Source organism: Rubripirellula tenax (assembly GCF_007860125.1).
In the GTDB taxonomy this organism is placed as follows: Bacteria; Planctomycetota; Planctomycetia; order Pirellulales; family Pirellulaceae; genus Rubripirellula; species Rubripirellula tenax.
Window position 1 is genome coordinate 333,777 of the sequence record NZ_SJPW01000006.1, and the last position, 23,719, is coordinate 357,495.

Sequence of the window (23,719 nt, forward strand, 5' to 3'; positions counted from 1 at the left end):
AACGTGGGTTCACGACTTTATTCGGCTGCTTTCAGTGTGAACGATCCGAGGTGCATTCCCGAAGGTTCGTCGTACGCGAATGTGCCGCTGGGAGCGAAGTATTTCTCGAATTTCTCGAACGGCGGGAGTTCGTTCTTTTGCAACAGGCTGGCCAATTTTGCCGCCATCGGGTTCTTCTCGCCCTGCTTCTGCAAAAATCGACGCGTATCGGGTGCCTTGGCCAGTTCGTAAAACTGGCGGATGTATTCGGAACTTCGTAGGAACGACACCATGAACGGGTTTTCGCCGTCCAGCTTGCCGCCCAACTCGCTCGACACAAGTTCATACTCGGGAACGCTGATCAATCGCGGTAACGATCCGAAAGACGCCATCGAGACTCTTTCCACAAACTCACGTCCGTCGCTGATCAACAGCCAGTTCCCCAGCACGGTGAAGCACGGCTCGGGCTTTCGCAGTCCCTCGGGCATGTTTCGACCGCCACCCGACTTGGGAAGGTAGATCACGTTGCCGGCGACCGTGGCAACCTCGATTTTTCCCGGCGATCGTTCTCGCATCTTGGCGATCGTCGCTTTCGCTTTCGTCGGATCTTTCAGCTCGAAGCCATGCAATTGCACTTGGCTGTTCAGTTTGATCGGCGGTTGGATCCAACGACACGTCACGTAACGACCCGTCAACTGGTCAACGACTTCTTCCTGGACATCGATACCCATTCGAGTCTTCGCAGGGTCTTCGATGAAACGCTTCAGCGGTTCCGGGCCCTGGAATTTCTCCAACACCTTGCCAAAGTTCTCGTACGTTGTTGCAAAGTCCCAGTGGATCGATGTGTAACTGGTCACGTCCGATGGAACGAAATCCGGTGGTGTTGTTTCGCCGGTCTGTGGTCGCAACACGCCGAAGAAGCCGTCGCGTGGAGGATCGATCAAAATGTGCAAATGGCTGATCTCTTCAAAGTCTTCGCCTCCGCGAAAAGAGCTTCCGCCGATTCCACGAATTTTTGCGATCCCAAGTTCTTCGACGAGCGGCCAAACCAACGCGGCGGCGCCGCCCCGTTTGACCAAACGTTCGACCACGTGATACGGGTCGACAAAGAAGGTGATTTGTGGCCGCGTATCTTCTGCGCCGATCGATCGCGACATGACGGATGTAAAGTCGGCGCGTTCCGCCAACGTGGGTTCGTCGCTCTTGTCGATCCATTGATCGAGCGCCTTCGATGCAGTCGCATGACCGATTCCCATCACCAGCGTTTCATCGCGGACGAAGTACTCGATCTCGGGTCGCCCCATTCGCGGCGGCAACAAACGGACCAACGTGGTCGAGTCGATCGACGATGTGCGGCGGACGTAGCCTGATTCTGTGATTTTGGATTCGACACGATCGACGATTTGCATCAGGTCTTCGATGTTCTCGCCCGCTTCGATGACCACTATCCCAGCGAAAGAGTTTTGTTGCCTTCGTTTTTGCGCGATGCGACGGCGGATCGCGTCGGGCGACTCGTCTCCGGCGTCGGCCTCTGCTTGCTCAAGCTGTTCCTCCGACAGGTTCCCAGGCATTGCCGCGATGGCGACTTGCCCGGTCGGAATCGCCAAGACTTGGTCGAGCGTCAAGCCGAGCTGGTCGCCGACCATTTGAAACAGTTCGGCAAGTGACTGATAAACGTCGCTAACGAACGGGCGAAGCGCCGGATCGTTGAACATCTTTCCCATCGCCGAATTGGCCGCATCAACACGCAGATCGCTGGCGTTGTCCAGCCGGATATAGGCGAGAGTGTCTTGCGGGAGCAATCGTGGCGCGCCGGGCGTCGTGGAAACGGGCTCTGCTTGCGACCTTGATTCTTGGGCCTGGGCAGCCGGATGCGGCAATGCCAACGCGGTCCCGATGGCCAGGGCGGTGAAGGCGAGACAGCGGCGAAAGCACATGGGGAAATTTCCAAAGTAGCATCGTTGGCGACGGAACCGTATCCCGACATAGATTAGCCGAAGGCGACGGATCTTTGTGCTATTCGATACAATTGGATCCAGATTGGCATCGAGACAGGAAAAACATTGTCGTTTCCCATCCGATCGCACAGATCGCCGAAACCGGTTGTGATCGGCGCGGTTAAAGTACACCGTACTGGACCGCTTACAACGCCCGCTCGGAGTTTTCACGCAGATGTCGATCAAAGCACCCTTTTCCGCTGTCACTGCCTTGATCGTATTCGCATTTGTTGGGGGCGACGGTGGTCACGTTCACGCCCAGCAGAACACGGGAACCAACACGGGCACCGCAACGGGAACCAATACTGGCGCAGCGACGCCGGGGGCAATTGGTACGCTTGATGTGGATACCGCGTTCTCAGCCGTCGAGCGAGGTGCCGAAGTCGGGGCGACAGGACAGACGGGCGCCGGATTCAGTTCGCTCAGCGTTGCAACACCGGTTGGTGCCGGCGGCGGCGGTGGTGGCTTTGGCGGATTTGGAGGGCTCGGCGGATTCGGCGGCCTGTTTGGCGGCAACAATAACGCCAACTCTCAATCCACCACGCCGATCATTCGCACTCGATTGCGATCGGCCGTTGAAGTCAATCGGGTTGCCAGCCAGTCCGTGCAACGGAACGTCAACAACCGATTGCAGGCCGCGCCCAGCCGCGCGGGTGTCCGAGGCGTCGGCGTGACATTCGACGGCGGAACAGCGATCGTGACGGGCACTGTTCGCAGCGAACGCGATCGACGCATGAGCGAGTTGCTGTTGCGTTTGGAACCAGGCGTTCGACGCGTCGATAACCGCGTTGTCGTCCAGCCTTAGGACCCCAGCACCGATTCCATTGCAGGGAGTTGCCGTCGGCAGATTCCGTCGCGTCCAAGGAACCGAACTGTGGCGAGTCCGGTTACGCGTGCAACGCCACCTTCTTGATCTCGTCTACAGGTCGGTCAGGCTGGTGTATTGGACGGGGAAGATTCGATAGAGCCCGTCCGTAAATACTTGCTGAACGAAGTTGTTGAAACGCGTGATCGGCTTGTCTGGCACGATGATCACGTCTCCGTCACGCAACCAAATTTCGTCAGCTGGCGATGGGCGTTTCCCCAAGACCGCGCCCTGAAGATCGAGAACCGTCGAAATCAATCGCCAGTCTTCGGCGCGACGGAAAATCACGACCTGGCGTAAGTTTCCACCTGGCTGGTGCCCACCCGCCGATGCGATAGCGCCAAGGATCGTCGTTGGTGCTTCCAGTTGAACTCGCCCGGGCAAGTTCACTTGTCCTAACACGTGGACGAAGTGCGGCGCTTGCTCGGTCAGGATCGGCTCGGTATCGATTCCGACAACGATCTCGCCGTATCGCAAGTTGATTTCGCGTTTCAGCTGATTCAACGAAAATCCTTGCACGCATACTTCGCCGATTCCCGGCAGCCGGATCTTTCCGTCCGGCATTACCTGGACAGTGATGGCTTGTTGATTGAATCCGCTTTGTCCGCCCACCGCGTTGCGGATGTCTTCGGCAAGTGTGTTGGTCTTCACGGGCGTCACGTCGATAGCCGGTTGTTTGATGAACTTCGAATATTCCTCTTCAAGGATTTCGCGAAGCTGTGATACCGTAAGACCTGCCGCGTGGACCTGTCCCAGCATGCGAACGGTGATCGTACCGTCGGGTTGAACCAGCAATCCGTTTTCAAGAGTACCGCGTGTCAGGTCCTCGTCCGTGCCAGATTCGATCAGCACTTCATCGCCGGGTGTCAGCCGATACTCGCCGACCTTTTGCCGTCTTGTGATCAGATACAGCACCTGGATATTGTCGCCGGGTCGCAATCGATATTCACCCAGATGGGCGAACCGCGAAGGACCGGCGTAACCACCGGGACCATAGGAATCGAACGGCATCGGACGGATGTCGCGCCAGCGCGCTTCGGCCCCACAATTTCCCTGGCAATCGACGCCGATCATGCACTTTTGGCATCCGCCAACGCACGGGTATCCGCCCGGTGTGTTCTGGCATCCGCAAGACTGTGCGACGGGATCCTGACCCAGTTCCATGATCCGAGCGTCCGCGCGGTCCAACACTGATTCAGCAATCTGCTGTGCACCGACAACATGCGGAAACGCAAGCGACGTGCTGATGGCGATGACGCAAGCAACAAGAGCAAGTGAATCTCGCATGTACCGTCGTTGTGATTGTTGTGAAACGTTCATCTGCAAATACCGAATCCGAGATTGAGTTTTCGGCCGCAAGGGTGGCCGTCGAACAAGCGTGGGATAGGCTTCCAGCCTGTCAATTTGGGCTGTTCTCTATGACAGGCTGGAAGCCTATCCCACGTTTTTATGGTTACCAAGGATTCTTGAACACGCCCAAGAATCGTCGGATGATGCTGGGTTTCTTTGCGGGATCGATGTCGTTGGCGTCTACCATCGACGGCTCGGGTGCAAACGGCTGTATCGTGTCGGGCGTTTCGCCCGTACGATTGACTTTCGCGCTGGCCAACTTTCCGGGGACCATGCGAGTGTTAGCCGGTCGCGGCATGACGGGTTTCGATACGGATGCAAATTCGGTGGGCGACAATTCGACGACTTCGGGAATCTTGATCTGACCAGAGCTAGCGTCAGCGGCGGAATCAAGTTTTGCGATCCATTGGTTTGCGGCTGCCGCGTCGCCCGTCGATCGCATGACCGCGACCAAGGCTTGTGCCGTTGGCGGGTCATACTCGAACGACAAAGAGTGTTCGAGCGCCCAGCGTGCTTCATCGTTCAAGCCGATGTCCGCCAAGTGCATGCCCAGTCGCGAAGCGAGGCTCGGGTTGTTGGGTTGTCCCTGCAACGCGGCGCGACGCAAACACAAAGCCGTACCGCTGGGGATCGTTTTTGAATCGGCACGCTCTAAGTAGATCGCCGCTAACAGATCCATTGCCTGGGCGGCATCGGTGCTGGCCTTTGCCACGACCGCCAGGTTGGTCCGAGCGAAATCGAGATACTGGTCTGTCGCTTCGTTTGCTTTGAGTGTCTGAGTCGAATCAAGACGGATCAATCCGCTGCTGTGGCCGCGGGCGATGCGTCGGATGGCGGCGTCATCCACGGGGCCGTAGGATCCGGCAAAGTCGCGTGCTTCGATGATGGCTTGTTTCGCCATCGTGAAATGTTTCGCGGCGGTGGGCGTTGACCCCGCTATTGCGTAACCGTGTTCTTGGGTCGATAAGTCGACCGCTGCGGAGGCGTGGCGGATGGCTTCCCACGCGGACGTTTCGGCGGACATCCAAGCGTGCGAATTGTATTCTGCGGTTGCTTGGGCGATCATCCGACGTGCGGCTTCGCTGGACGCATTCGATGTCGTCGATCGCAACCAACGTGTCGGAACCGCCATCGCGTCGTCCGCTTGCGACTGCGCCGCGGGCAGGCGTTGGTGACGCGCGTCGGTATTGGAGGATGCGTTTCGAACGCCGGTGTTTATTGGCGGCGTAGTCATCGGCGACGCTGATTGCGACGACGCAGATTCCGTTAGTACCGAGGGCAGTCGCGTCGGTTTGGACAAGTCGCGATCCGCCGCAATGGCCGGCAGTCCGATCCCGGCCAAGAGTACCGAAGTGATCAGGCGGCGATGTGAATGGTTTCTCTGTTTGGTCTTCATATTTCCGATCCCAAGTGAAGGGGGCAAGACGCGCCATGCCCACATCCCTTACAGATCGGATCGTCAGATCAAGGATCACTGCCAAACTTAACCGCGATCATCGTTGCATCCATACCGCGACGAACAATTCCGCAGAATCGTCAAAGTCAACGGTGCTCGGGCGTTCAGTTTCACGCCGGTGAAGGACGGCCGAAGAAATATCCCTGTGCCAATTCGAATCCGACTTCTTTGCAGACTTCGGCTTCTTCCGCCGTTTCAATGCCTTCGGCCAATGCCACGATATCGAGTTCGCGGACCATTTTCACCAACGTTTCTAGCATCCGACGTCGTTGCTCGTTCGCTTTGTCGATTTCGCGGATCAGCGAGATGTCGAACTTAACAAAATCTGGACGTGCTTCGATCAATTCAGCCAACCGAGCCTGGCCAGAACCGAAGTCGTCGTAGGCCAAACGTATGTTCAAATCCTGCATGGCCGAGTGCAATGATTTCATCAATGCGGGGTTCGTGACGGACGACTCGTGAATTTCTAGCACCAAATCGGTGCCGCCGGTCATGTCGCGAACTTTGACCAGTGAATCGATCAATTCACTGCCATCTTCCATTTCGCGTGGGTGCGTATTGACGAACAATGTCGGTCGCTCGGGCAGATCGCGGCCGACGCGGATTCCTTCCCAACGCAACAATTGGCTCAGTTCGACTTCGAGATTCAATTGTTCGGCAGCTTGAAACATTGCGCCGACCGATTCCAATCCGAACACGCTACCGCGGCCCAGAATCTCGAATCCGATCGCCTTGTCGTTCGACATTTCAACGATCGCTTGGAAGTGCGGTTTGACCAAACGCTCGCTCATCAGTCGATCGAATTGGACCAAGGCCAGTGCTTGGTCACAAACGTTTTCTGCGTAGGTACCGTTGGACATGCCCGTCGGCGATTGACGACGGACGCGGAAAGGTGCTTCGGCAAAGTGGATCAGGTCTTCTTCGCTGATCGCGATAGGCGTTTCCGGATCGATTCGGTTTCCGTTGACGTACGTGCCGTTCGTGCTGCCGAGGTCTTTCAGGTGCAAAACGCCCTTTTCGACCCACAACGAAGCGTGATTCCCGCTAACGGTACGGAACTGCAACTTCAGGGAGACGCCCGTTTTACGACCAACAATGTACGGATTTCCGTCGACGGGAATGTGCAAGACGCCTTCCCCGGGCTGGGTGGGGCCCGATAAGAACCACACGTCTTCCGAGAAAATCGTGCTGCGTCGAAGTCGTTCGAGGGTTGCGAGGTCGACCGAAGGCATGGAATCGAATCCGAGAAAGCAAATGTGTGAGGATGCCAAATCCGTCTGAACTTGGGCATCTTAAACCTAGGTCATGCTTAGTCGCGTTCCTCGGTTGATAGCACATTTACAGGTAATTTTTGGACTTGGCCGACCGACCCGATCGGTAGACCGCTGCGACGCTTGTTTCAACCGTTTAAAAGCACCCGTTGTGACGGTCGTTCTGTTGTCTTGGTCCGCAATCACGACTCAATCGTAAAAGTCGGCTGGTATCGGCGTGGGTGACACGGTTCGCAAGCTACGTTTCATGGAATCGGTCTCTAAGAACTGCTTGCAGGTTGCTGCAGGCAAGCATCGCGGGACCCTTGGAATACCTACACACCGCAATATCGTTATGAACACGTTAACCTCAGAAACGCAGTCTTTCGAACCGAGCTTGTTGGGCGGTCTCCTTTCGAACGACACGTTCTGGCCCAGCCAACCACAGAACTCAGCCGAAACAGGCCTGAGCGATTCCTTCATTGAAGCCTTGGTGCTGAAAACCGTTTTGATCGGCGGCACGGTCAGCGGTCGAGTCGTTTCTGATCGAACGGGATTGACGTTTCGCGTGGTCGAACCGCTGTTGGATGTACTGCGGACGCGTAAGTTGGTTTCCCACGTGCGCCCGGCGGCTTTCAATGACTATTACTATTCGTTGACCGAAGCCGGCCAGAACCGCGCACAAGGCCACATGAAACAGTGCAGCTATGTGGGCCCCGCACCTGTGCCGTTGAACGATTACGTGCTGAGTGTTGAAGCACAAGCTGCTGGCCTGGAACCGATTGACCGCGACCAGCTACGTGCGGCACTGGCAACAATCTCCTACGACGACCACCTACTCGACGAACTCGGACCGGCCGTCAACAGCAACACGGGGTTGTTCTTGTACGGACCGCCCGGAAACGGAAAGACGACGATCGCTCGATGCTTGACTCAGGTACTGGGCCAAGAAATTTGGATTCCCCATGCGATCCTCGATGACGGAAACCTGATCAAGCTGCAAGACGATGCCTTCCACCGACCCGCGCCTGTTCCGCAGGCGACCGGGAACATGCTAAAGACGCAGGAGTGGGATCGACGTTGGCTGCGTATCGGACGCCCGACCGTCGTCGTCGGCGGCGAATTGGTGATGGAGAACTTGGAGGTTCGTCACGATCCGCGATCCAACATCTGCGAAGCCCCCCTGCAAATGAAAAGCAACTGCGGTTGCTTGCTGATCGACGACTTCGGACGCCAACGCATTGCACCGGAAGATCTGCTTAATCGCTGGATCGTGCCGCTAGAAAACAGTTGTGATTATCTGACGCTTCCAACGGGCAAGAAAATTCAGATCCCGTTCGAGCAACTGATCATCTTCTCGACCAACATCGACCCCGCCTCGTTGGTCGACGAAGCATTCTTGCGCCGCGTGCCCTACAAAATCTTCGTCGATGATCCGACCAAAGAAGAATTCACACAATTGATGTCGGATGTCGGCAAAAAGATGGGATTCCCCGATACACCGCAAGCGGCCTCGCATCTGTTGCGATTTTATGCCGAAAGCAACCGCAACATTCGGCGTTGTCATCCGCGAGACCTGCTCTTGCAAGTTGCCAACTTTTGCAAATACCGAAAGCTTCCATTCGCGATTCGTCCTGAATATTTGGACCAAGCTTGCCGCAGCTACTTCAGCCAACTGTGATGGAAATGCAAACAACAAATTCGACGAAGATCTGCGAAGGCTACGAACCGATCCCCGGTTACGTGCTCGAGGAAGCTATCGGACGAGGCGGCTTTGGCGAAGTATGGCGTTCCAGCGCGCCCGGTGGGCTAAAAAAGGCGATCAAATTCGTCTTCGGCAGCCAAGATCAATCTCGCGCCTCGCGTGAATTGCGTTCCCTTGAGCGTGTCAAATCGGTACACCATCCGTTCTTGCTGACATTGGAACGGTTCGAAATTGTGGATGACCAATTGGTCATCATCACCGAATTGGCCGATGGATCTCTCGAAGACGTTTACAAAGTACATCGCGACCGTGGATCGTGCGGTATTCCCCGCGATCTGCTGTTGAGCCATCTGCATGATACTGCCGACGGTTTGGATTATTTGCACCAGTCGTACCAACTGCAGCACCTGGACATCAAACCGGGCAACCTGTTGATGATCGGCGGTCACGTCAAGGTCGCCGACTTCGGACTGCTGAAAGACTTGCGTGACATCGACTGCAGTGTGGTTGGCGGATTGACGCCGATCTATGCGCCGCCGGAGGTCTTTGATGGGCGTCCGAGTCTGCACAGCGACCAGTACTCGTTGGCGGTCATGTTTCAAGAATTGTTGACGGGTACGCGTCCATTTAGCGGACGGACCATCGCTCAATTGGCGACACAGCACGTTCATAGCGCACCAAACTTGGAAACGCTACCGCCGAGTGATCGACCCGTCGTCGCCCGAGCACTTGAGAAAAATCCGAACCGTCGATTCCCAAGCTGCAAGGAATTTGTCGACGCGTTGCGTAACCAATCGATGCGGTCGCAGTCGAAGGTTACCACGGTCGCACCCACCGATTCGACACTCGAAGAAGCAAACGGCGATGTCGAAGATCTGCCGCAATTGAATGGCGAATCCGCGAAGCCCGCGGGTATCGCTGTCAGCCATGCCATGGTGATCGGTCTGGGCGGCAGCGGCGCGGAATGCGTTCGCGAGCTGCGTCGCCGGATTGCCGATCTGCACGTCGCAAGCCCATTGCATCTCAACAGCGTCGTCATCGATACCGACATGGCAACAATCCATGCGTTGCGTTTGGGCGAAGTTTCCGATCGTGTTCCAAAGTGCCATACCATTCACACGCCGCTGAAGTCGGCACACGAGTACCGAACCAATGGTACCGACCGCCTTCGATCCATTTCACGACGCTGGATTTACAACGTCCCTCGCAACGGAACGACCGAAGGAATGCGACCGCTTGGACGATTGGCATTGGTCGACCACGGTGAGACCGTTAAAAAGCGACTGATCGCCGCGATCGAAACGATGATCGAAGAAGCGGACGGTGCGCCTGCACGTGTCTACGTTGTCGGGTCACTTGCCGGCGGCACCGGCAGCGGTATGTACATCGATGTCGTCCACCTGTTGCGCCATCTTCTGGATCAAGCCGGGCTGGAAGAGACTCGCATTTTGTCGTTGCTGTCGTCGGTCGGTTTTCAGATCGACCACTGCAATCCGCTGGCATTGCATGACGCACAAGCAGCATTGCACGAGATCGAGTTTTTCATGCAGGTCGGCAACGGCTATCCGGGCGACGAAGGCGCAGGCTTTCCAAGCGTGCCCGCTGCAAGAACACCGCTTCGCGATCTCTACGTGATCGCTGGAACGCAAGCCGACCGATGGACCGTGAATCCGATCGAAACGATAACGGAGTACTTATGGGCAGATTCGACCGGATGCGGCGACTTGCTCTCGGCAGCCCGCAAGTTTGAAAAGACGGATGCAACAACAATCCGTCGACCATCCATTCGCTCGGTTGGCGTCGTCCCGCTCGGTGACCGGCACAGGCTGGAAACACGAGTCCTATCGCCGGCCGTCGTTCGCGAATTACTTGTACGGTGGTTGGGCATTCCGTCGAAGGCTCGCCGTGAAGCACCCGCACTTGCGGACCGGTTGGAACGACGTTTGTCGGTTTCGATCGAACATGCCATCGAAGCCGTTCAAGATCACTTGGATATGCGAAGCCTGCCCGAGCCAACGATTGAGGCGATCGAAACTTTCGTACGAGACCACGCCAACGACTTCGACTGGCTTTCCGCCGGCTGGCTCAACAACGCCTTCCGCGAAGTCTCTGTTTGCTTGAACGATCGACGAGCCGACGTTTCGACCGTTTACGAAACATTGAAAATTTTCTACGAACGTTGCGTTGAGTGGTCTCGCTCGACATTGCAATCGACGCCGCGCCCGGTGGGTTCGTCGTCAGATTTAATCGATCAGGACCTCTTCCGCGATGCAATCGTCAAGGGCTTGGCGTCCAAGCAGCTCGACCATTTCGCGATCCACTTGAAATTTTTAGAGGAACGGATCGAACGGTTCGCGGCAATATTGGCCGTCGGCATTGTCGAAACCAAGAACGAAATGGGCGACCTGAATCCTTGGGAATCGATGCCCGAGTTGTTGCGTGCAAAATTCGGCTCTATCGTTAGCCAACTGCATCGCTCTGCGGTCGGCGAATGTCTGGTTCGCCCCCTAAATGATCTGGGAGCGAATGTCGATTGCCGATCCATCATTGCTCAATTGACCCAGCAAGCCGTGCCGATCGTGATCGACGCTGTCGAACGACACAGCGACGAAGTCGCGCGGACAAACGCAAAGGGAATCGAAGTTGCCGAAGCGGTTGCCGAGTCTTCGACGACAAATATATCGCAAACCAACGCCCAAGCTTCGCTAAATCGAACGGCCAATACGCACGAGTTCACGATGGCGCGAGAGGCCAGGAAGTCGGCCGGGCCGATGTCCGTTGATGACGGTATCGCACTGGTCAAGCCTGCGTTGTTATCCATCGGTGGCCTTCAGCGGCTGATTCTGGTCGTCGGCAGCGAAGGCGAACGCAGTCAGTTGGAAACCGAAGTGCGAGCGATTCACCCCGGTGCATTGACCGTCGCGGTGGTTCCCAACGCAGAACCGAAGTTGATTCATGAGGCTCAAAAGATCGAGCTCAAAAACATCTTGTCACGTTTGACCGTTTTGAACGGAAGCAACGAACAAGTGACGACACGGCTGGCAAGCCGCGTCGATGTCGCGTTCTAAACAAAGTGGGCGACCCCTTCGGCAACATTCAAGGGTTGGCATCTTGCCTGCCAATTCGCAAACGCTGAAGATCACTGTTCCGAAGCCGACGCCACGATGAAGGGAACCCGCGATCGAAAATGTGGTTGAAGGCCTAACTGAGATCCGAAAGCATTTTTCCTTGGGCAGCGTTTCGCTCGGCCGACTTCAAATCAGCGAGTGATAGCCACGCCGGGTGATCGCTTGTCGGGCGGAAACGATGAGCCACTTCCAGAATTTCGACGACGGTGATCTTGTCCGATGGGCGCGCCAGGATCAGCGACTCGGCTTTGCGATCATCCGCCGAAACTCTTCTTAAAAAGCCTGCGTCGACCAATTGCGACGTCATTTCGCCGACGATCCGACTGCTCAGTCCGATTCGGTCCGCCAATCCCTGGTTGTCGATCGGTTTTCCTTTCGCGAATGCCAGATTGACTTCGCACATGATCGGCAGCATCCAATCGGGGTCGCCCGATGGCAATGCATCGCTGTCCCAGACGGACGAACGTGGGCTTCGACCTCGCATCGTCTGCAACGCGTGGGTTAACACCAACCCGAACAAGACGATCAACCAAGTGATATAGATCCAAAAGAGGAACAGAGGAATCAAGCCGATCGATCCGTAGATCGCCGAATAGGGAACTGCTTTCGCGACGTAGATCTGAAATCCGAATTTCGCGAATTCCCACATCAGCGAACTGACCAAGGACCCCAAAATTGCAGCGCGAACGGAAACATGCGTGTTGGGCATCAAAGCGTACAGCAAGAATAACAACACCCAGCTTGCAACAACCGACAACAGGTGTCCCATCACAATTCGAAAGTCAGAGCCTGCACCGATTTCGCCAAACCACTCGATGACTTGGCCCGACATGTACAGACTCATCGCCAACAAACCGCTGCCCAGCGTGATGATGGACCAATGAATCGCCAATCGAATGTGAATTGGACGTTTCGACGGAGCGTCGTAGACGCGGTTGAACAAATGCTCGACGGCGTCCGCGAGTGCAACGGCTGCGTAGATGAACAATAGCAGGCCGAATACTCCAATCGATTTGAAGTCAACCGACGCAACCTTCGCTGTCACTTCCGACAACGTGCGGCGAATGCTCGCGCGTGCTTGGCGAACAGATTCTTCCCGCACCTGTTCTTTGTTTTTTGCTTCCTGTTCCGCCAGCGTGATTGCCGCATCGATATCGATCACCGGATCAATCTTGACGCTTAAATTTTCGCCGGTGATCTGAGCGCCAAGCGACGGTTCCAGCGATGATCGTATGTCGTCTGCTTGTTGTTCGGCCAAGTTCGTTCGGCCGTAGTCCCCCGGAACTTCGGGTACGCCAAAGAAAGAATACAGTTGGTTCTCGACTTGCCCTTGGACCTCTTCGAGTCCGCCGACAATACGAAACATCACCAAGCCCAACACGACGACGGGAATCAGTGAAAAGATAGTCCGGTAAGTCAGTTCGGCCGCCATGCCCTCGGCACGATGGCGCTGCAATTGACGCCAGCAATGACACGTCAATTCCCAACATCGCCGCACCGTATGCTGGCGAGGCGTCAATTGATCGTGCGGGCTTCGAACCGCATCGACGATGTATTCAAGGAATCGAGTCATCGGTCAAGCGAGCTTCCAACTTCGGTTCAACGCGTCGCAGGGGGCCGAAACCCCGATGTGCTACGCGAGCAACGCCAACATCGGCGTGTGTCGAAGCTTACTCAACTTTCGCGGTTGAACGTAAGATGAACGCAAGATCGGGAAACCGGCCCGAGCCACGCGATCGACTCTAGGCAGCTCGTCGGACGCCGGTGCTGGCTTGCTGTGGACGGGGGATCGCCAGAATCACGGGATCCGCGTCAGCAACTCGGCCGACGAACTCGTCAATCTCGCCAGATCGCATCACCGTTTGCAGAACATTCTGGTTGTCGAAAATCTTCAGCGTGTCTTCTTCGATGAACCAGACCGCGCGGTGCGTCGCTGCTCGAAATCTTCGCCCGCAAAAGAACTCATCACGAATCAACACCGACTCTGTTTGGATTTGCGGACCGTCACTGTCGTCGTTGCCACCCGATGTCTGGCCAATTTCGGCCGACATCCAACGCAGAAAGCAGTTGCGGACGGTCGCCAATCGCTGAGAGTTCGTCATTCGGTAAATTTCAGAATGGATGTCGATTGGGATGCGATCGAGTCGATCCGCCGAGAGCGGCAAATCGATCCGGACAAAAATTCGGTGATCAAGGTCGACTCGAACCCACGGCCATTTGGCGATAAGTTGGGGGAACCATTTCAGACACGACCACCAGGGTTCGTTTTCGGCACTTCGCCGCCCCACTCATCGCCACAACTGCAACACAAGGTACGTTGCCCCTAAACTACGCAGGTTGACATCGGTCGGGTGCTGATCGATACCTTGGTTGCCGTCGGCGAGTTTCACGTTCCGTTTCTTTAATTCCCCACAAAATTGAAGGCTTGTTGTCGATGCGAATCCTGTTGGACGAGTCGCAACTCAATGAAGGCGTCGAGCGGTTGGCGGCCGAGATCGATTCACACTACGGCGATCGGCCACTGACCGTTATCGCGATCATGACGGGGTCGTTGGTTTTGTTTGCCGACTTGATTCGCCGGTTGTCGATGCCGCAGCGCGTGGGCGTCGTTCGCGCGTCCAGCTACCGTGGCGGCATGAAGTCGGGCGAGTTGACGGTCGATGCTCAAATGATGATTGACGTCACCAATCGCGACGTGTTGTTGGTCGACGATATTTTTGACACTGGCAAAACGCTGGACCGGCTCAGCGGCATGATGCACGAGTTTGGCGCCGCGTCGGTCAAGTCGGCGGTTCTGTTGCACAAACGAACCGATCATGTGGTTGAACTGCGACCCGACTTCCGTGCTTTTGAGATCCCCGACGAGTTCGTCGTTGGATACGGTTTGGACTATCTGGATATGTTTCGCAACTTGCCGTACTTGGCGGTACTGGAACCTGCAGAGATCGAAAAGACAGCGGCGGAAGCCAAATCGTGAGCCGGAAAGTGCGAGTCTTGATGGTCGGCCGACACTTTTGGCCGCACGGCTCCGTCGACTCGGCGGCTTACCTGATTCAGTTGGCGCAAGGTTTGAATCGCCGCGGCGTCCAGATTCAAGTTTGCACGCCTCGCTATGCAGCGTCATGGCCGGAAAAGTTTTGGCTTCGCGAAATACCCGTGCATCGGCCTGCCGCTGCGCCGCGAAGCGACTGGTCCATCGGCCGCTACACGCGTCACTTGACCCAGTGGTTGCGGACCAACGCTTCGTCGTTTGACTTGATGTTGGTCGATGGGATTCGCGAAGAGTCGATGGCAGCGATCGAGGCCGCGCGGTCGACGGGCTGCCCGACGCTGCTTCGGTATGGAAGTCGCGGCAGTCTCAGTGATCAACATTACTGGTCGACATCACGTACGGCTCGTCGATGCGGTACCGTTGGCCGGATGGCGGACGGAGTCATCGTCAATAGCGCCACGTGCAGCCGCTCGCTGCTAGCCGAAGGTTACTCACCCGAGCGGATCATTCGGATCGACCCTGGGTTCGCGGCCGGTCCATTGCGATCGAGCGTTGCTCAGAAACGGGCACGGCGATCGCTCGCGGCGATCAACACCGACCTGCACGTCGACCCAGACGCGCGTGTGGCCATCTGTATGGCACCGATGACACGCGACGGCGGCATCCAGGATTTGGTCCGTGCGGCTTACCGAATCGTGGATCAAGTGCCCAAATTGAAACTTTGGTTCATCGGCGATGGTCCCCACCGCGATTGGATCTATGAGCAGCTGCGAGGCGACGGCGTCCGGGCCTCGATTGCGATGCCAGGATCGTTTTGTGACGGGGACGAATTGTTTGCGGCAGCGGACGTATTCGTTCAGCCTGATGAATCCGGACTCGACTACTTTTTGCCGACAGCCGTGTCGGCCGAATTGCCGATCGTTTCGATCCAGCGGGATGCCGTGCGATCGGTGTTGGTGGGACCGGCTTCTCGTGAGTCGACGTCGACGTTGATTTCGACGGGGCCGGTGCCGGGCGGTGATCCGGCACAATGGGTGCAATGGATCGATCAGCCTACGGCCACGGCGTTTACCGAAAGCATCGCGGCCGTGGCGGCAAACTTGCCGATGTATCAAGACAAAGCATCCATGCTGCGACGACATTGGATCCGAAGTCGCCCAATGGTTTCGGTCATCGATGAGTACGTTGAAGCGATCGAGCGTACGATCGCAAAGAAGAATCGCGTACGCGGTGGCGATCCGACCGAGGTGAAGTCATGACCATGCGAATCGTGCAAATCATTCCGACGATGGATCGCGGCGGTGCCGAGAAACAACTGTGTTTGCTGGCGACTCAATTGCCTCGCGATCAATTCGACGTTCACGTCGTACTGTTGACGCGCGACGGTCCGCGATCGAAGGAACTGACCGCGGCTGGAATCCCTGTCACGTTGATCGGAAAACGTTTCAAAGCCGATCCAACGGCGCTGGTGCGGTTGCGGCGTGAATTGATACGATTGAAACCGGATGCGGTGCATACTTGGCTGTTTGCCGCCAACAGCTTCGGACGCGTGGCGGCAAGATTGGCGAAGGTACCAAAGATCTTTGCCAGCGAACGATGTGTCGATCCTTGGAAGACCGCGGCGCATTTTATGATCGACCGCCAATTGGCCAGGTTCACAACCGCGATCACTACCAACAGCGAAGGCGTTCGTGACTTCTACGGCGATCACGGTATCGATCCAGCCCTGTTCCGAGTAATTCCGAATGGGATTTCGCCTCGGCAACCGACCTCGACGACGCGCGAGAAAGCGTTCGCTAAGTTGAAGGTCGACCCGCGGCGGAAACTGATTTTGGCAGTTGGGCGACTTTGGCCGCAAAAGCGGTACCGAGACTTGATCTGGGCTGCTGAGTTGGCGGCAACGGTTTGTGAAGACACAACATTAGTGATCATCGGCGACGGTCCACAGTCGGGCGAACTTTTGCGTCATCGCGATGCCGTCACCAGCGCTGACCGTGTCCGGTTTGCGGGCCAACGCGATGACGTCTCTGAATTGCTTCCCCACGCCGACGTGTTCTGGATCGCCAGCGAGTACGAGGGGCAGAGCAATTCGGTGATTGAAGCGATGCAGGCGGGTGTGCCTGTGGTGGCCAGTGACATCGCCGGGAACCGAGATCTGGTGATCGACGGTAAAACCGGAATCCTGGTCTCGCTCGGCGACTCGGCCGATTTTGCCAGGAAGACGATCGGGCTATTGGAAGCCCCCGAACGAGCGAGACGCCTTGCCGAAGCAGCCCGGAATCGGATTGAATCCGATTTTACGGTGGCCAACATGGTTGACCGGCACGCTGAACTCTATCGGGGGTAATGCGTCGGATTCGCCGGCCAATCTGTTGGCATGTCGCGCTGGCCGGTCTGTTCTGGACGGCATTTATCGGCGCGTCTGATGATTCTTTCCCCGCCGATCCGATGCACAAAGGTCGAATCAAGTTGAACGCCATCACCTGTTTTGTTTCGTCGCGATTTCGGTCGACCAAGGAGCATTTTCGTGCCACGCTGCTTTGGTTACTGACGGGGTGGCTGGTTCTCGCTAGCGGAAACTTCGCATCCGCAGTCGTTTGGCGCGACGATTTGACGGACGCGGAAGTCCAAGAACTCGCCCGGCAAGGACAGTTCGCGGGCGTCGGAACGGTTTCTGGTGGTGGGACAGGGTCGGCGATCGCGCCGGGCTGGGTTTTGACGGCGCGTCACGTGGTCGGCAACGGAAGCCGCGTCACGTTCCGACTTGATGGCCAGACCTATGCGGGCACCAGCGTCAGCCAAGCGGGCAGCGACGTCGCACTGATTCGTTTGGATGCGAATCAACAACTGCCGACTTCAACGCCTTTCATCGTGCCCAACCCGGGACACAACCCGGTCAACCAACTTGTTTGGAAAGTTGGATGGGGGCAATACAGCAGCGTCGCCAACTCGCAGATCAGCCGCGGTCCATCCGGTGAGAACGCTCGCGCCGGTACCAACGTCATCAACTCGATCCAAAACACATCCGCCGGCTCAAGTCTGGTGTTCAACAACAGCAACATGGGCGTCAACTCGACGCCATTCGAGGTTTCAACGGCGCCCGGTGACTCGGGCGGACCGATGATGTATCAACATCAAAACCAATGGTTCATTGCCGGTGTCACAACCGGCGCCGAATCGGGCGTGGGATTCACCGATGCAAATGTGGCGGGCGTCTACGATTGGATTGTCAGCCAAACCGGAGACATCTTCACGCCGCAGGCTGCGCCGACACAGATTTTTTGGGACGGCGACTCTGCGACACCCGGTGTGCAAACCGGCCCGGGAAGCTGGAGCAACCAGCGACCAAGTTTCACCGCCGTCGGTGGAGCAATCGACGGTTTTAACTTCACGTGGGAAAACGATGCGACGGCGACGGCTGTATTCGGAACTGCGAACTCGGGCGCATCGCTGATCACGGTGGACAGCGCGATCCGGTTCGCCGGAATTCGCTTCGCACCCAACACGTCGACGGGACCGTTCCAAATCCTAGCTGGCTCGGGAACATTAGAAGCCGCGGCAGGCGGCGCGACCATCGAGGCACAGAAGTTCGCCCGAGTCGGCGCGGCTCTGGTCGGCAATCAAACCATCACGAAGACGGGAGCAGCCGACTTGCTCATCAACGGTGACAACTCTGCGTTTGATGGCCAATTTGTGATTCAAGAAGGGACAGCCATTTTCGATAACGCCGCGTCGTTCGGGACCGGCGGATTTCTTCCGACGACGAAGACAACCGTTGCGGATGGCGCAACGCTGCAATTGCGAGGCACCGGTTTGTCGGCAAGCGAACACCTTCACATCAGCGGCAGCGGCATCGACAACAAAGGCGCGATTTACGTGAGCGCCGGCAACCACGAATTGACCGAGCGGATCTCGTTGCAAGCGGATGCGACGATCCGAGTGGACGCTGGACGTTCGCTGACCATCGGTGGCGATCAAGGGCGCTTTTACAATCCCGGAGGACAATCCAACACGCTGACCCAGATCGGCACCGGCGTGGCGGTCTATGACAAGATCAGTAATATCACCGGACTGGCGGTCGTCAACGGTATCGCAGCAGGCTCGGGCGGCATCAACGGATTCGTGACCCTGACAAGCGGTGCCGAACTTCGTCCCGGCGACTCAGCAACCAACACCGCGATCGGAACATTCACGACGGACGACTTTACGATCGACAGCACCAGCTTGCTAACGATCGACTTCGATCCAATGGCCGGTTTGATCGACTCGCTCAACGTGACGGGCTCGGTCAATTTGGCGGGGCTGCTGAGGTTGAATCTGCTGAGCGCGCCGACGCCCCAAAGCAGCTTTTTGTTCGTAAACAACGATGGCAGCGACACCGTCATCGGACAGTTTTCGAACCTAAATCGCATAACGGGTTCGTTCGGCGGGCAAAGTTACGACTTCGCGATTCGCTACAGCGCCGGGACGGGCAACGATATCGCAATTGCGGCGGTCCCCGAGCCGACAACTTGGGTTGCCCTGAGCTTGGCGGGTTTGGCGATCGGGTATCGTCGTCGCCGGCAATGCATGACCCGACCGATGGTCAGCTAAATCAAGTCCTTGGTTGGACGGCCGAAGAGTCGCTTGAATGCGTCAGCGACCGGGAAAGCATCCGATTCGTTGAATAGCCCTTGACTTGCAACAATCGCGAAAGTTGGGCACGGACTTCGCGTGGTGCGTGGTGGATGGCAACGGCATCACGGTCGAGCATCTCAAATGCCCAGACCCATTCGTTGACGACGGCATCAGTCATGACGCTTCCGTCACTGCCGATCCGAACGTTCGAGCATGGTCCGTCACGCTGCCCGAATGGCTCTTAATCCACCGACCGTCTGGTTCAAGGAAGCCTTTCGATAGGTTAAGAATTGACATCTAAAAGTAAATCTCGGCTATGGGGTCGAGCGACGCCATGAGCCAGAATTATGCTCTTAAACAACACACGAAGGAAGAAGATGCTCCCTCTTGAGAAATACACGTTCGGTGTCGGCGATCGATTTGCCCACCAAGCGGCTGCCCAATTGCGCGCTTTTATGCAGTTGGCCGATGATGGAGTCGACGTGACGCCGGTTTGGAACAAGTCCAACCGCGAGCACACGTTCGTCGGATCCCAGCCGCAGAGCGTTTACGACGCGGCCAAGTTAGCTGTTGAAAAATTGGGCTGGGACAAGCCATGGCACGTCGACGCCGATCACATCCAGCTGAAGACCGTTGATCCGTTTTTGCCTTGCAGCGACTTTTTCACGATCGACGTGGCCGATTCGATTGGCAAGCCGGCACCAACCGCCGATGTGGCGGCATTCGTGGATCGCCATCCGGAATTGATTGGAACGTTGCGACTAAGCGGTCTTTCGGCACCACTCGAGGTCACGCGAAAAGACGTTCAAGAGGTCGCCCAACAGTATCTATTGGCTGTGAAAGAGGCCGGCGAGATCTATCGTCATATCGCCGCAAAGAACGGCGTTGATAAAGTCGCGACCGAAGTTTCGATGGACGAAACCGACGCGCCGCAAACGCCACCCGAACTGTTGATCATTTTGGCAGCGTTGGCCGACGAAAAGATTCCCGTTCAAACGATCGCGCCTAAGTTCACCGGTCGATTCAACAAAGGCGTCGACTACGTCGGCGATCTGGCCCAATTCAAACGTGAGTTCAACGACGATGTCGCGGTGATTGCTCACGCCGTCAAAACCTATGGGTTGCCGGAAACGCTGAAGTTGAGTGTTCACAGCGGCAGCGATAAGTTCAGCCTGTATCCGATCATTCGCGAATGTCTGCAGCGAACCAACGCGGGTCTCCACTTGAAGACCGCCGGCACGACATGGCTAGAAGAGATCATCGGCTTGGCCGAGGCTGGTGGTGACGGGTTGGCGTTGGCGAAAGAAATCTACGCCTACGCGCTCGGTCACGTGGAAGAGTTTTGCGCACCCTACGCCAGCGTCATCGACATTGACCAAAGCAAATTGCCGTCCGCCGACGAGGTCAATGGATGGTCGGGCCCAAGAATGGCCAGTGCAATCCGACACATCCAAGACAACGAACACTTCAACGCCCACATGCGACAACTGTTGCACGTGTCGTTCAAAGTCGCTGCCAAGCACGGCGCTCGATACACCGATATGCTGAAGGCGAACGAAGCGATCGTCAGCAACGAAGTCACCAAAAACATCTACGAACGACACCTGCGTCCTCTCTTTGTCGGTTCATAGTTTGGCGTGACCGAATTCCGACGTGAATTGAAACGCTTGGTTGCCGCGATTTTACTTACCTTTTTGAACAACCGGATAAACCTTCGATGAAATACCTAGCCTTGGCGAGTCTTTTGTTGGCTGCCGTTTCGGTGCAAGCCGAATCACCCGAAGTGGCAATGCAGCCACATCCGAATGTTGCGCCCGCGGTGAAAAACATCGACGCGAAAATCGCCGAAGGTCCCTTTCAAGCGAAGTGGGATTCGCTTTCGGGGTACGAAATTCCACAGTGGTACAAGGATGCCAAGTTCGGCATCTTCATCCATTGGGGTGCCTACAGCGTTCCCGCATTCGGAAGCGAGTGGTACCCGCGGCAGATGTACATCAACTTGGATCGTCGCGGCGACAATTTCTTCCAACACCACATCGACACGTACGGGCCTCAGAAAACGTTCGGTTACAAGGACTTCATTCCGTCCTTCAAGGCCGAGAAGTTCAACGCCGACGAATGGGCAAAGCTGTTCAAAGACACCGGTGCACGCTACGTGATTCCCGTCGCCGAGCATCACGACGGTTTCCCCATGTACGATTGCTCGTTTACGAAATGGGACGCATCCGAGATGGGGCCGAAACGCGACATCGTCAAAGAATTGTCGGTATCCGTTCGCGAACAAGGCATGAAATTTGGCGTCAGCAGTCACCGTGCGTTCAATTGGATGTTCTATGTCCGAAACGAAGCCTACGACAACGCGGACCCACAGTACGCCGACCTGTATGGTCGACCGATGCCGTTCTTGTTCCAAGAAAATGCCTGGGACTATCAAAACTTTTTCCCTCCTCAAGACCAACAGTTCAAGGACGATTGGTTGGCGCGATCCTGTGAAATCGTTGACAAGTATCAGCCTGATGTGTTTTGGTTCGACTTTGGCATCACGCCGGACCGGAAAGAAACCTACGAAACCAACTCGTATGCCGAGCACCTGCAAAAGTTCGCCGCGTATTACTACAACCAATCCAAGGGTTGGAACGACGGTATCGGCGTCATCAATTACAAGTTCGAAGCATTCCCCGAGGACGCTGCGGTCTTGGATAAAGAACGATCCAAGATGGCGGAAATTCGCAAGCCATTTTGGCAAACCGATACGGCGGTTAGTGCAAGCTCATGGGGCTATACAGAAAACCAACGCTACAAGACTCCCGATCGCTTAGTCGACGATTTGGTTGACATCGTCAGCAAGAATGGTTGCCTATTGCTGAACGTCGGTCCGCGCCCCGACGGAACCATTCCCGAAGAAGACCAGGCAATCCTGAAAGCAATTGGTGGTTGGTTGAAAATCAACGGCGAAGCCATCTACGACACAACCTACTGGACGACATTCGGCGAAGGACCGACCTCCGTTTCGACAGGGCACGTCTCCGAGTCGAAGGACAAGCCGTTCACGTCCGAAGACATTCGCTTCACCGCGAAAGGCGACGTCTTGTACGTCACGGGAATGGCTTGGCCGAAAACAAATTCCATCACCATCAAAACGCTTGCGAGTGATTCAAAGTATTATGCTGACGATATCGGGTCGATCACTTTGTTGGGATCGGACGAAGAAATCAAATGGAATCGTAACGCCGAAGGCTTGACCGTGTCATTGCCGGCGAAACATCCGTCTGAATTTGCCTACGTGCTCAAAGTAACCAAGTAGCGGCGACGACCATGGAAACGAAGTCGGTAGTATCCGCATCCGGTCCGGTTGGAGTCACGCTTCCGCCGATCGTGTTTGGCACCAGCGCGTTGGGGAATTTGTATCAACAGGTTTCTGACGACGTTAAGCACGAGATCGTTTCCGAATGGTTCAAGCATGTGCCAGGAATCGTAGCGGCTGATTCGGCAGGAAAGTACGGCGCAGGCCTAGCCCTTGAAGCGATGGGCAAGGCGCTCAGCAGCTTGTGCATCCCGCCGGAACGAATCGTTATTAGCAACAAACTGGGATGGCGACGTGTTGCGTTGACAACGCCCGAGCCCACCTTTGAACCGGGCGCGTGGGTCGGATTGGCACACGATGCCGTTCAAGACATCAGTTACGAAGGTATCCTCCGCTGCTATGAGCAGGGTTGCGAGCTTTTGTCGCCCTATCGCCCCCGTATGGTCTCGGTCCACGATCCCGATGAATACCTTGCGTCCGCGGCCGACGACCGTGATCGCGAGTCGCGGTGGGACGATATTTGCGGCGCCTACCGGGCGCTCGCAGAGCTCCGCGACCGAGGCGACGTCGATTCGATCGGCGTGGGATCCAAGGACTGGGAAATTTCAAAGCGATTGTCGGCGGAAGTCCGCCTTGATTGGGTGATGCTCGCTACCAGCCTGACCATCTACACGCACCCGACCGAACTGCTTGACTTCGTCGCCACGCTTCACCAACAGGGCGTTGCCCTGATCAATTCGGCTGTTTTTCATGCGGGTTTCCTGACCGGCGGCGACTATTTTGACTATCGACGCGTCACGGGCGAATGCGAGGGTGACCAGGAGTTGATTCAATGGCGCCGGCGGTTCCATGACGTGTGCCGACAATTCAATATCACGCCTGCGTCCGCGTGCGTCGCCTTCGGGATGTCACCGCCCGGGGTCATCGCGACGGCACTCAATAGCAGTCGTCCCGATCGTATCGCCCAAAATGTGGCACTTTGCACATCGAAACCCGATAGCGCATTTTGGGTCGCGATGAAAGAAGCTAGTTTAATCGCCGCTGACTATCCCTTCCTGGGCGTGGCGTGATATCGA

The 23,719-nt window shown here is 56.4% G+C and carries 17 protein-coding genes; 10 read left to right on the plus strand and 7 right to left on the minus strand.

Going from position 1 to position 23,719, the window contains the following annotated elements; genetic code table 11:
- Positions 1-17: 17 nt before the first annotated feature.
- Positions 18-1,916, minus strand: a complete 1,899-nt coding sequence (locus tag Poly51_RS22150; RefSeq protein WP_146460217.1) for a DUF3352 domain-containing protein — start codon at positions 1,914-1,916, stop codon at positions 18-20.
- 235 nt (positions 1,917-2,151) lie between these two features.
- On the opposite strand from Poly51_RS22150, the gene Poly51_RS22155 reads away from it, so the two are divergent.
- Complete coding sequence (locus tag Poly51_RS22155) at positions 2,152-2,781, plus strand: BON domain-containing protein (protein ID WP_146460219.1); 630 nt, start codon at positions 2,152-2,154, stop codon at positions 2,779-2,781.
- Between the two features lie 114 nt (positions 2,782-2,895).
- Here Poly51_RS22155 and Poly51_RS22160 read toward each other — a convergent pair whose 3' ends face one another.
- The 3 genes from Poly51_RS22160 to Poly51_RS22170 form a co-directional block, all read right to left on the minus strand.
- Entirely contained in the window at positions 2,896-4,161 is a 1,266-nt protein-coding gene (locus tag Poly51_RS22160) for a polysaccharide biosynthesis/export family protein (protein ID WP_186775722.1), read from the minus strand.
- 133 nt (positions 4,162-4,294) lie between these two features.
- Positions 4,295-5,587: a hypothetical protein gene (locus Poly51_RS22165; RefSeq protein ID WP_146460220.1), complete on the minus strand. Its 1,293-nt coding sequence runs from the start codon at positions 5,585-5,587 to the stop codon at positions 4,295-4,297.
- A 170-nt stretch (positions 5,588-5,757) separates the two neighbouring features.
- Positions 5,758-6,879 (minus strand): EAL domain-containing protein, encoded by a 1,122-nt coding sequence (locus tag Poly51_RS22170; protein WP_146460222.1) that lies wholly within the window; start codon positions 6,877-6,879, stop codon positions 5,758-5,760.
- A gap of 373 nt (positions 6,880-7,252) precedes the next feature.
- On the opposite strand from Poly51_RS22170, the gene Poly51_RS22175 reads away from it, so the two are divergent.
- Positions 7,253-8,578 (plus strand): AAA family ATPase, encoded by a 1,326-nt coding sequence (locus Poly51_RS22175; RefSeq protein WP_146460224.1) that lies wholly within the window; start codon positions 7,253-7,255, stop codon positions 8,576-8,578.
- The gene (locus tag Poly51_RS22180) at positions 8,578-11,670 is read left to right on the plus strand and encodes a protein kinase domain-containing protein (RefSeq protein WP_146460226.1); all 3,093 of its coding nucleotides are present in this window, start codon (positions 8,578-8,580) and stop codon (positions 11,668-11,670) included. Before Poly51_RS22175 ends, Poly51_RS22180 begins: the two co-directional genes overlap by 1 nt.
- 133 nt (positions 11,671-11,803) lie before the next feature.
- Here Poly51_RS22180 and Poly51_RS22185 read toward each other — a convergent pair whose 3' ends face one another.
- Both Poly51_RS22185 and Poly51_RS22190 read right to left on the minus strand, forming a co-directional pair.
- Complete coding sequence (locus tag Poly51_RS22185; protein ID WP_146460227.1) at positions 11,804-13,303, minus strand: YihY/virulence factor BrkB family protein; 1,500 nt, start codon at positions 13,301-13,303, stop codon at positions 11,804-11,806.
- Positions 13,304-13,472: 169 nt separating this feature from the next.
- Positions 13,473-13,832, minus strand: coding sequence for a hypothetical protein (locus Poly51_RS22190; RefSeq protein WP_146460229.1), 360 nt, complete (start codon positions 13,830-13,832; stop codon positions 13,473-13,475).
- A 332-nt stretch (positions 13,833-14,164) separates the two neighbouring features.
- Between Poly51_RS22190 and hpt the strand changes: the two genes are divergently transcribed.
- Genes hpt through Poly51_RS22210 form a run of 4 tightly spaced genes read left to right on the plus strand, consistent with a single transcriptional unit; the run spans position 14,165 to position 19,315 of the window.
- Positions 14,165-14,707 carry a hypoxanthine phosphoribosyltransferase gene (hpt, locus tag Poly51_RS22195; RefSeq protein ID WP_146460231.1) on the plus strand — a complete coding sequence of 181 codons (543 nt, stop codon included), beginning with the start codon at positions 14,165-14,167 and terminating at the stop codon, positions 14,705-14,707.
- On the plus strand, positions 14,704-15,981 hold the full coding sequence (locus Poly51_RS22200) for a glycosyltransferase family 4 protein (RefSeq protein ID WP_146460232.1): 1,278 nt from the start codon (positions 14,704-14,706) through the stop codon (positions 15,979-15,981). The genes hpt and Poly51_RS22200 overlap by 4 nt, the downstream gene beginning before the upstream one ends.
- A gap of 2 nt (positions 15,982-15,983) precedes the next feature.
- A complete protein-coding gene (locus tag Poly51_RS22205) occupies positions 15,984-17,069 on the plus strand; it encodes a glycosyltransferase family 4 protein (RefSeq protein ID WP_146460699.1) in 1,086 nt (361 codons plus the stop codon).
- Positions 17,069-19,315 carry a trypsin-like serine protease gene (locus Poly51_RS22210; protein ID WP_146460234.1) on the plus strand — a complete coding sequence of 749 codons (2,247 nt, stop codon included), beginning with the start codon at positions 17,069-17,071 and terminating at the stop codon, positions 19,313-19,315. Before Poly51_RS22205 ends, Poly51_RS22210 begins: the two co-directional genes overlap by 1 nt.
- Position 19,316: 1 nt before the next feature.
- Here the strand turns inward: Poly51_RS22210 and Poly51_RS22215 are convergent, their stop codons facing one another.
- A complete protein-coding gene (locus tag Poly51_RS22215; protein ID WP_146460236.1) occupies positions 19,317-19,517 on the minus strand; it encodes a hypothetical protein in 201 nt (66 codons plus the stop codon).
- 199 nt (positions 19,518-19,716) lie between these two features.
- Between Poly51_RS22215 and Poly51_RS22220 the strand changes: the two genes are divergently transcribed.
- From Poly51_RS22220 to Poly51_RS22230, 3 genes are all read left to right on the plus strand, one after another.
- Complete coding sequence (locus Poly51_RS22220) at positions 19,717-20,970, plus strand: tagaturonate epimerase family protein (RefSeq protein WP_146460238.1); 1,254 nt, start codon at positions 19,717-19,719, stop codon at positions 20,968-20,970.
- An 86-nt stretch (positions 20,971-21,056) separates the two neighbouring features.
- On the plus strand, positions 21,057-22,643 hold the full coding sequence (locus tag Poly51_RS22225; protein ID WP_146460240.1) for an alpha-L-fucosidase: 1,587 nt from the start codon (positions 21,057-21,059) through the stop codon (positions 22,641-22,643).
- Between the two features lie 11 nt (positions 22,644-22,654).
- On the plus strand, positions 22,655-23,713 hold the full coding sequence (locus Poly51_RS22230; RefSeq protein WP_146460242.1) for an aldo/keto reductase: 1,059 nt from the start codon (positions 22,655-22,657) through the stop codon (positions 23,711-23,713).
- The last annotated feature ends 6 nt before the right edge of the window (positions 23,714-23,719 follow it).

What these genes read in the sequence shown, in the direction of transcription:
- Poly51_RS22165 (WP_146460220.1), bottom strand. Translation starts at nt 5,587, where the DNA reads ATGAAGACCAAACAGAGAAACCATTCACATCGCCGCCTGATCACTTCG.
- Poly51_RS22160 (WP_186775722.1), bottom strand. Translation starts at nt 4,161, where the DNA reads ATGAACGTTTCACAACAATCACAACGACGGTACATGCGAGATTCACTT.
- Poly51_RS22170 (WP_146460222.1), bottom strand. Translation starts at nt 6,879, where the DNA reads ATGCCTTCGGTCGACCTCGCAACCCTCGAACGACTTCGACGCAGCACG.
- hpt (WP_146460231.1), top strand. Translation starts at nt 14,165, where the DNA reads ATGCGAATCCTGTTGGACGAGTCGCAACTCAATGAAGGCGTCGAGCGG.
- Poly51_RS22180 (WP_146460226.1), top strand. Translation starts at nt 8,578, where the DNA reads ATGGAAATGCAAACAACAAATTCGACGAAGATCTGCGAAGGCTACGAA.
- Poly51_RS22225 (WP_146460240.1), top strand. Translation starts at nt 21,057, where the DNA reads ATGAAATACCTAGCCTTGGCGAGTCTTTTGTTGGCTGCCGTTTCGGTG.
- Poly51_RS22205 (WP_146460699.1), top strand. Translation starts at nt 15,984, where the DNA reads ATGCGAATCGTGCAAATCATTCCGACGATGGATCGCGGCGGTGCCGAG.
- Poly51_RS22185 (WP_146460227.1), bottom strand. Translation starts at nt 13,303, where the DNA reads ATGACTCGATTCCTTGAATACATCGTCGATGCGGTTCGAAGCCCGCAC.
- Poly51_RS22150 (WP_146460217.1), bottom strand. Translation starts at nt 1,916, where the DNA reads ATGTGCTTTCGCCGCTGTCTCGCCTTCACCGCCCTGGCCATCGGGACC.
- Poly51_RS22175 (WP_146460224.1), top strand. Translation starts at nt 7,253, where the DNA reads ATGAACACGTTAACCTCAGAAACGCAGTCTTTCGAACCGAGCTTGTTG.
- Poly51_RS22210 (WP_146460234.1), top strand. Translation starts at nt 17,069, where the DNA reads ATGCGTCGGATTCGCCGGCCAATCTGTTGGCATGTCGCGCTGGCCGGT.
- Poly51_RS22230 (WP_146460242.1), top strand. Translation starts at nt 22,655, where the DNA reads ATGGAAACGAAGTCGGTAGTATCCGCATCCGGTCCGGTTGGAGTCACG.
- Poly51_RS22155 (WP_146460219.1), top strand. Translation starts at nt 2,152, where the DNA reads ATGTCGATCAAAGCACCCTTTTCCGCTGTCACTGCCTTGATCGTATTC.
- Poly51_RS22190 (WP_146460229.1), bottom strand. Translation starts at nt 13,832, where the DNA reads ATGACGAACTCTCAGCGATTGGCGACCGTCCGCAACTGCTTTCTGCGT.
- Poly51_RS22220 (WP_146460238.1), top strand. Translation starts at nt 19,717, where the DNA reads ATGCTCCCTCTTGAGAAATACACGTTCGGTGTCGGCGATCGATTTGCC.
- Poly51_RS22215 (WP_146460236.1), bottom strand. Translation starts at nt 19,517, where the DNA reads ATGACTGATGCCGTCGTCAACGAATGGGTCTGGGCATTTGAGATGCTC.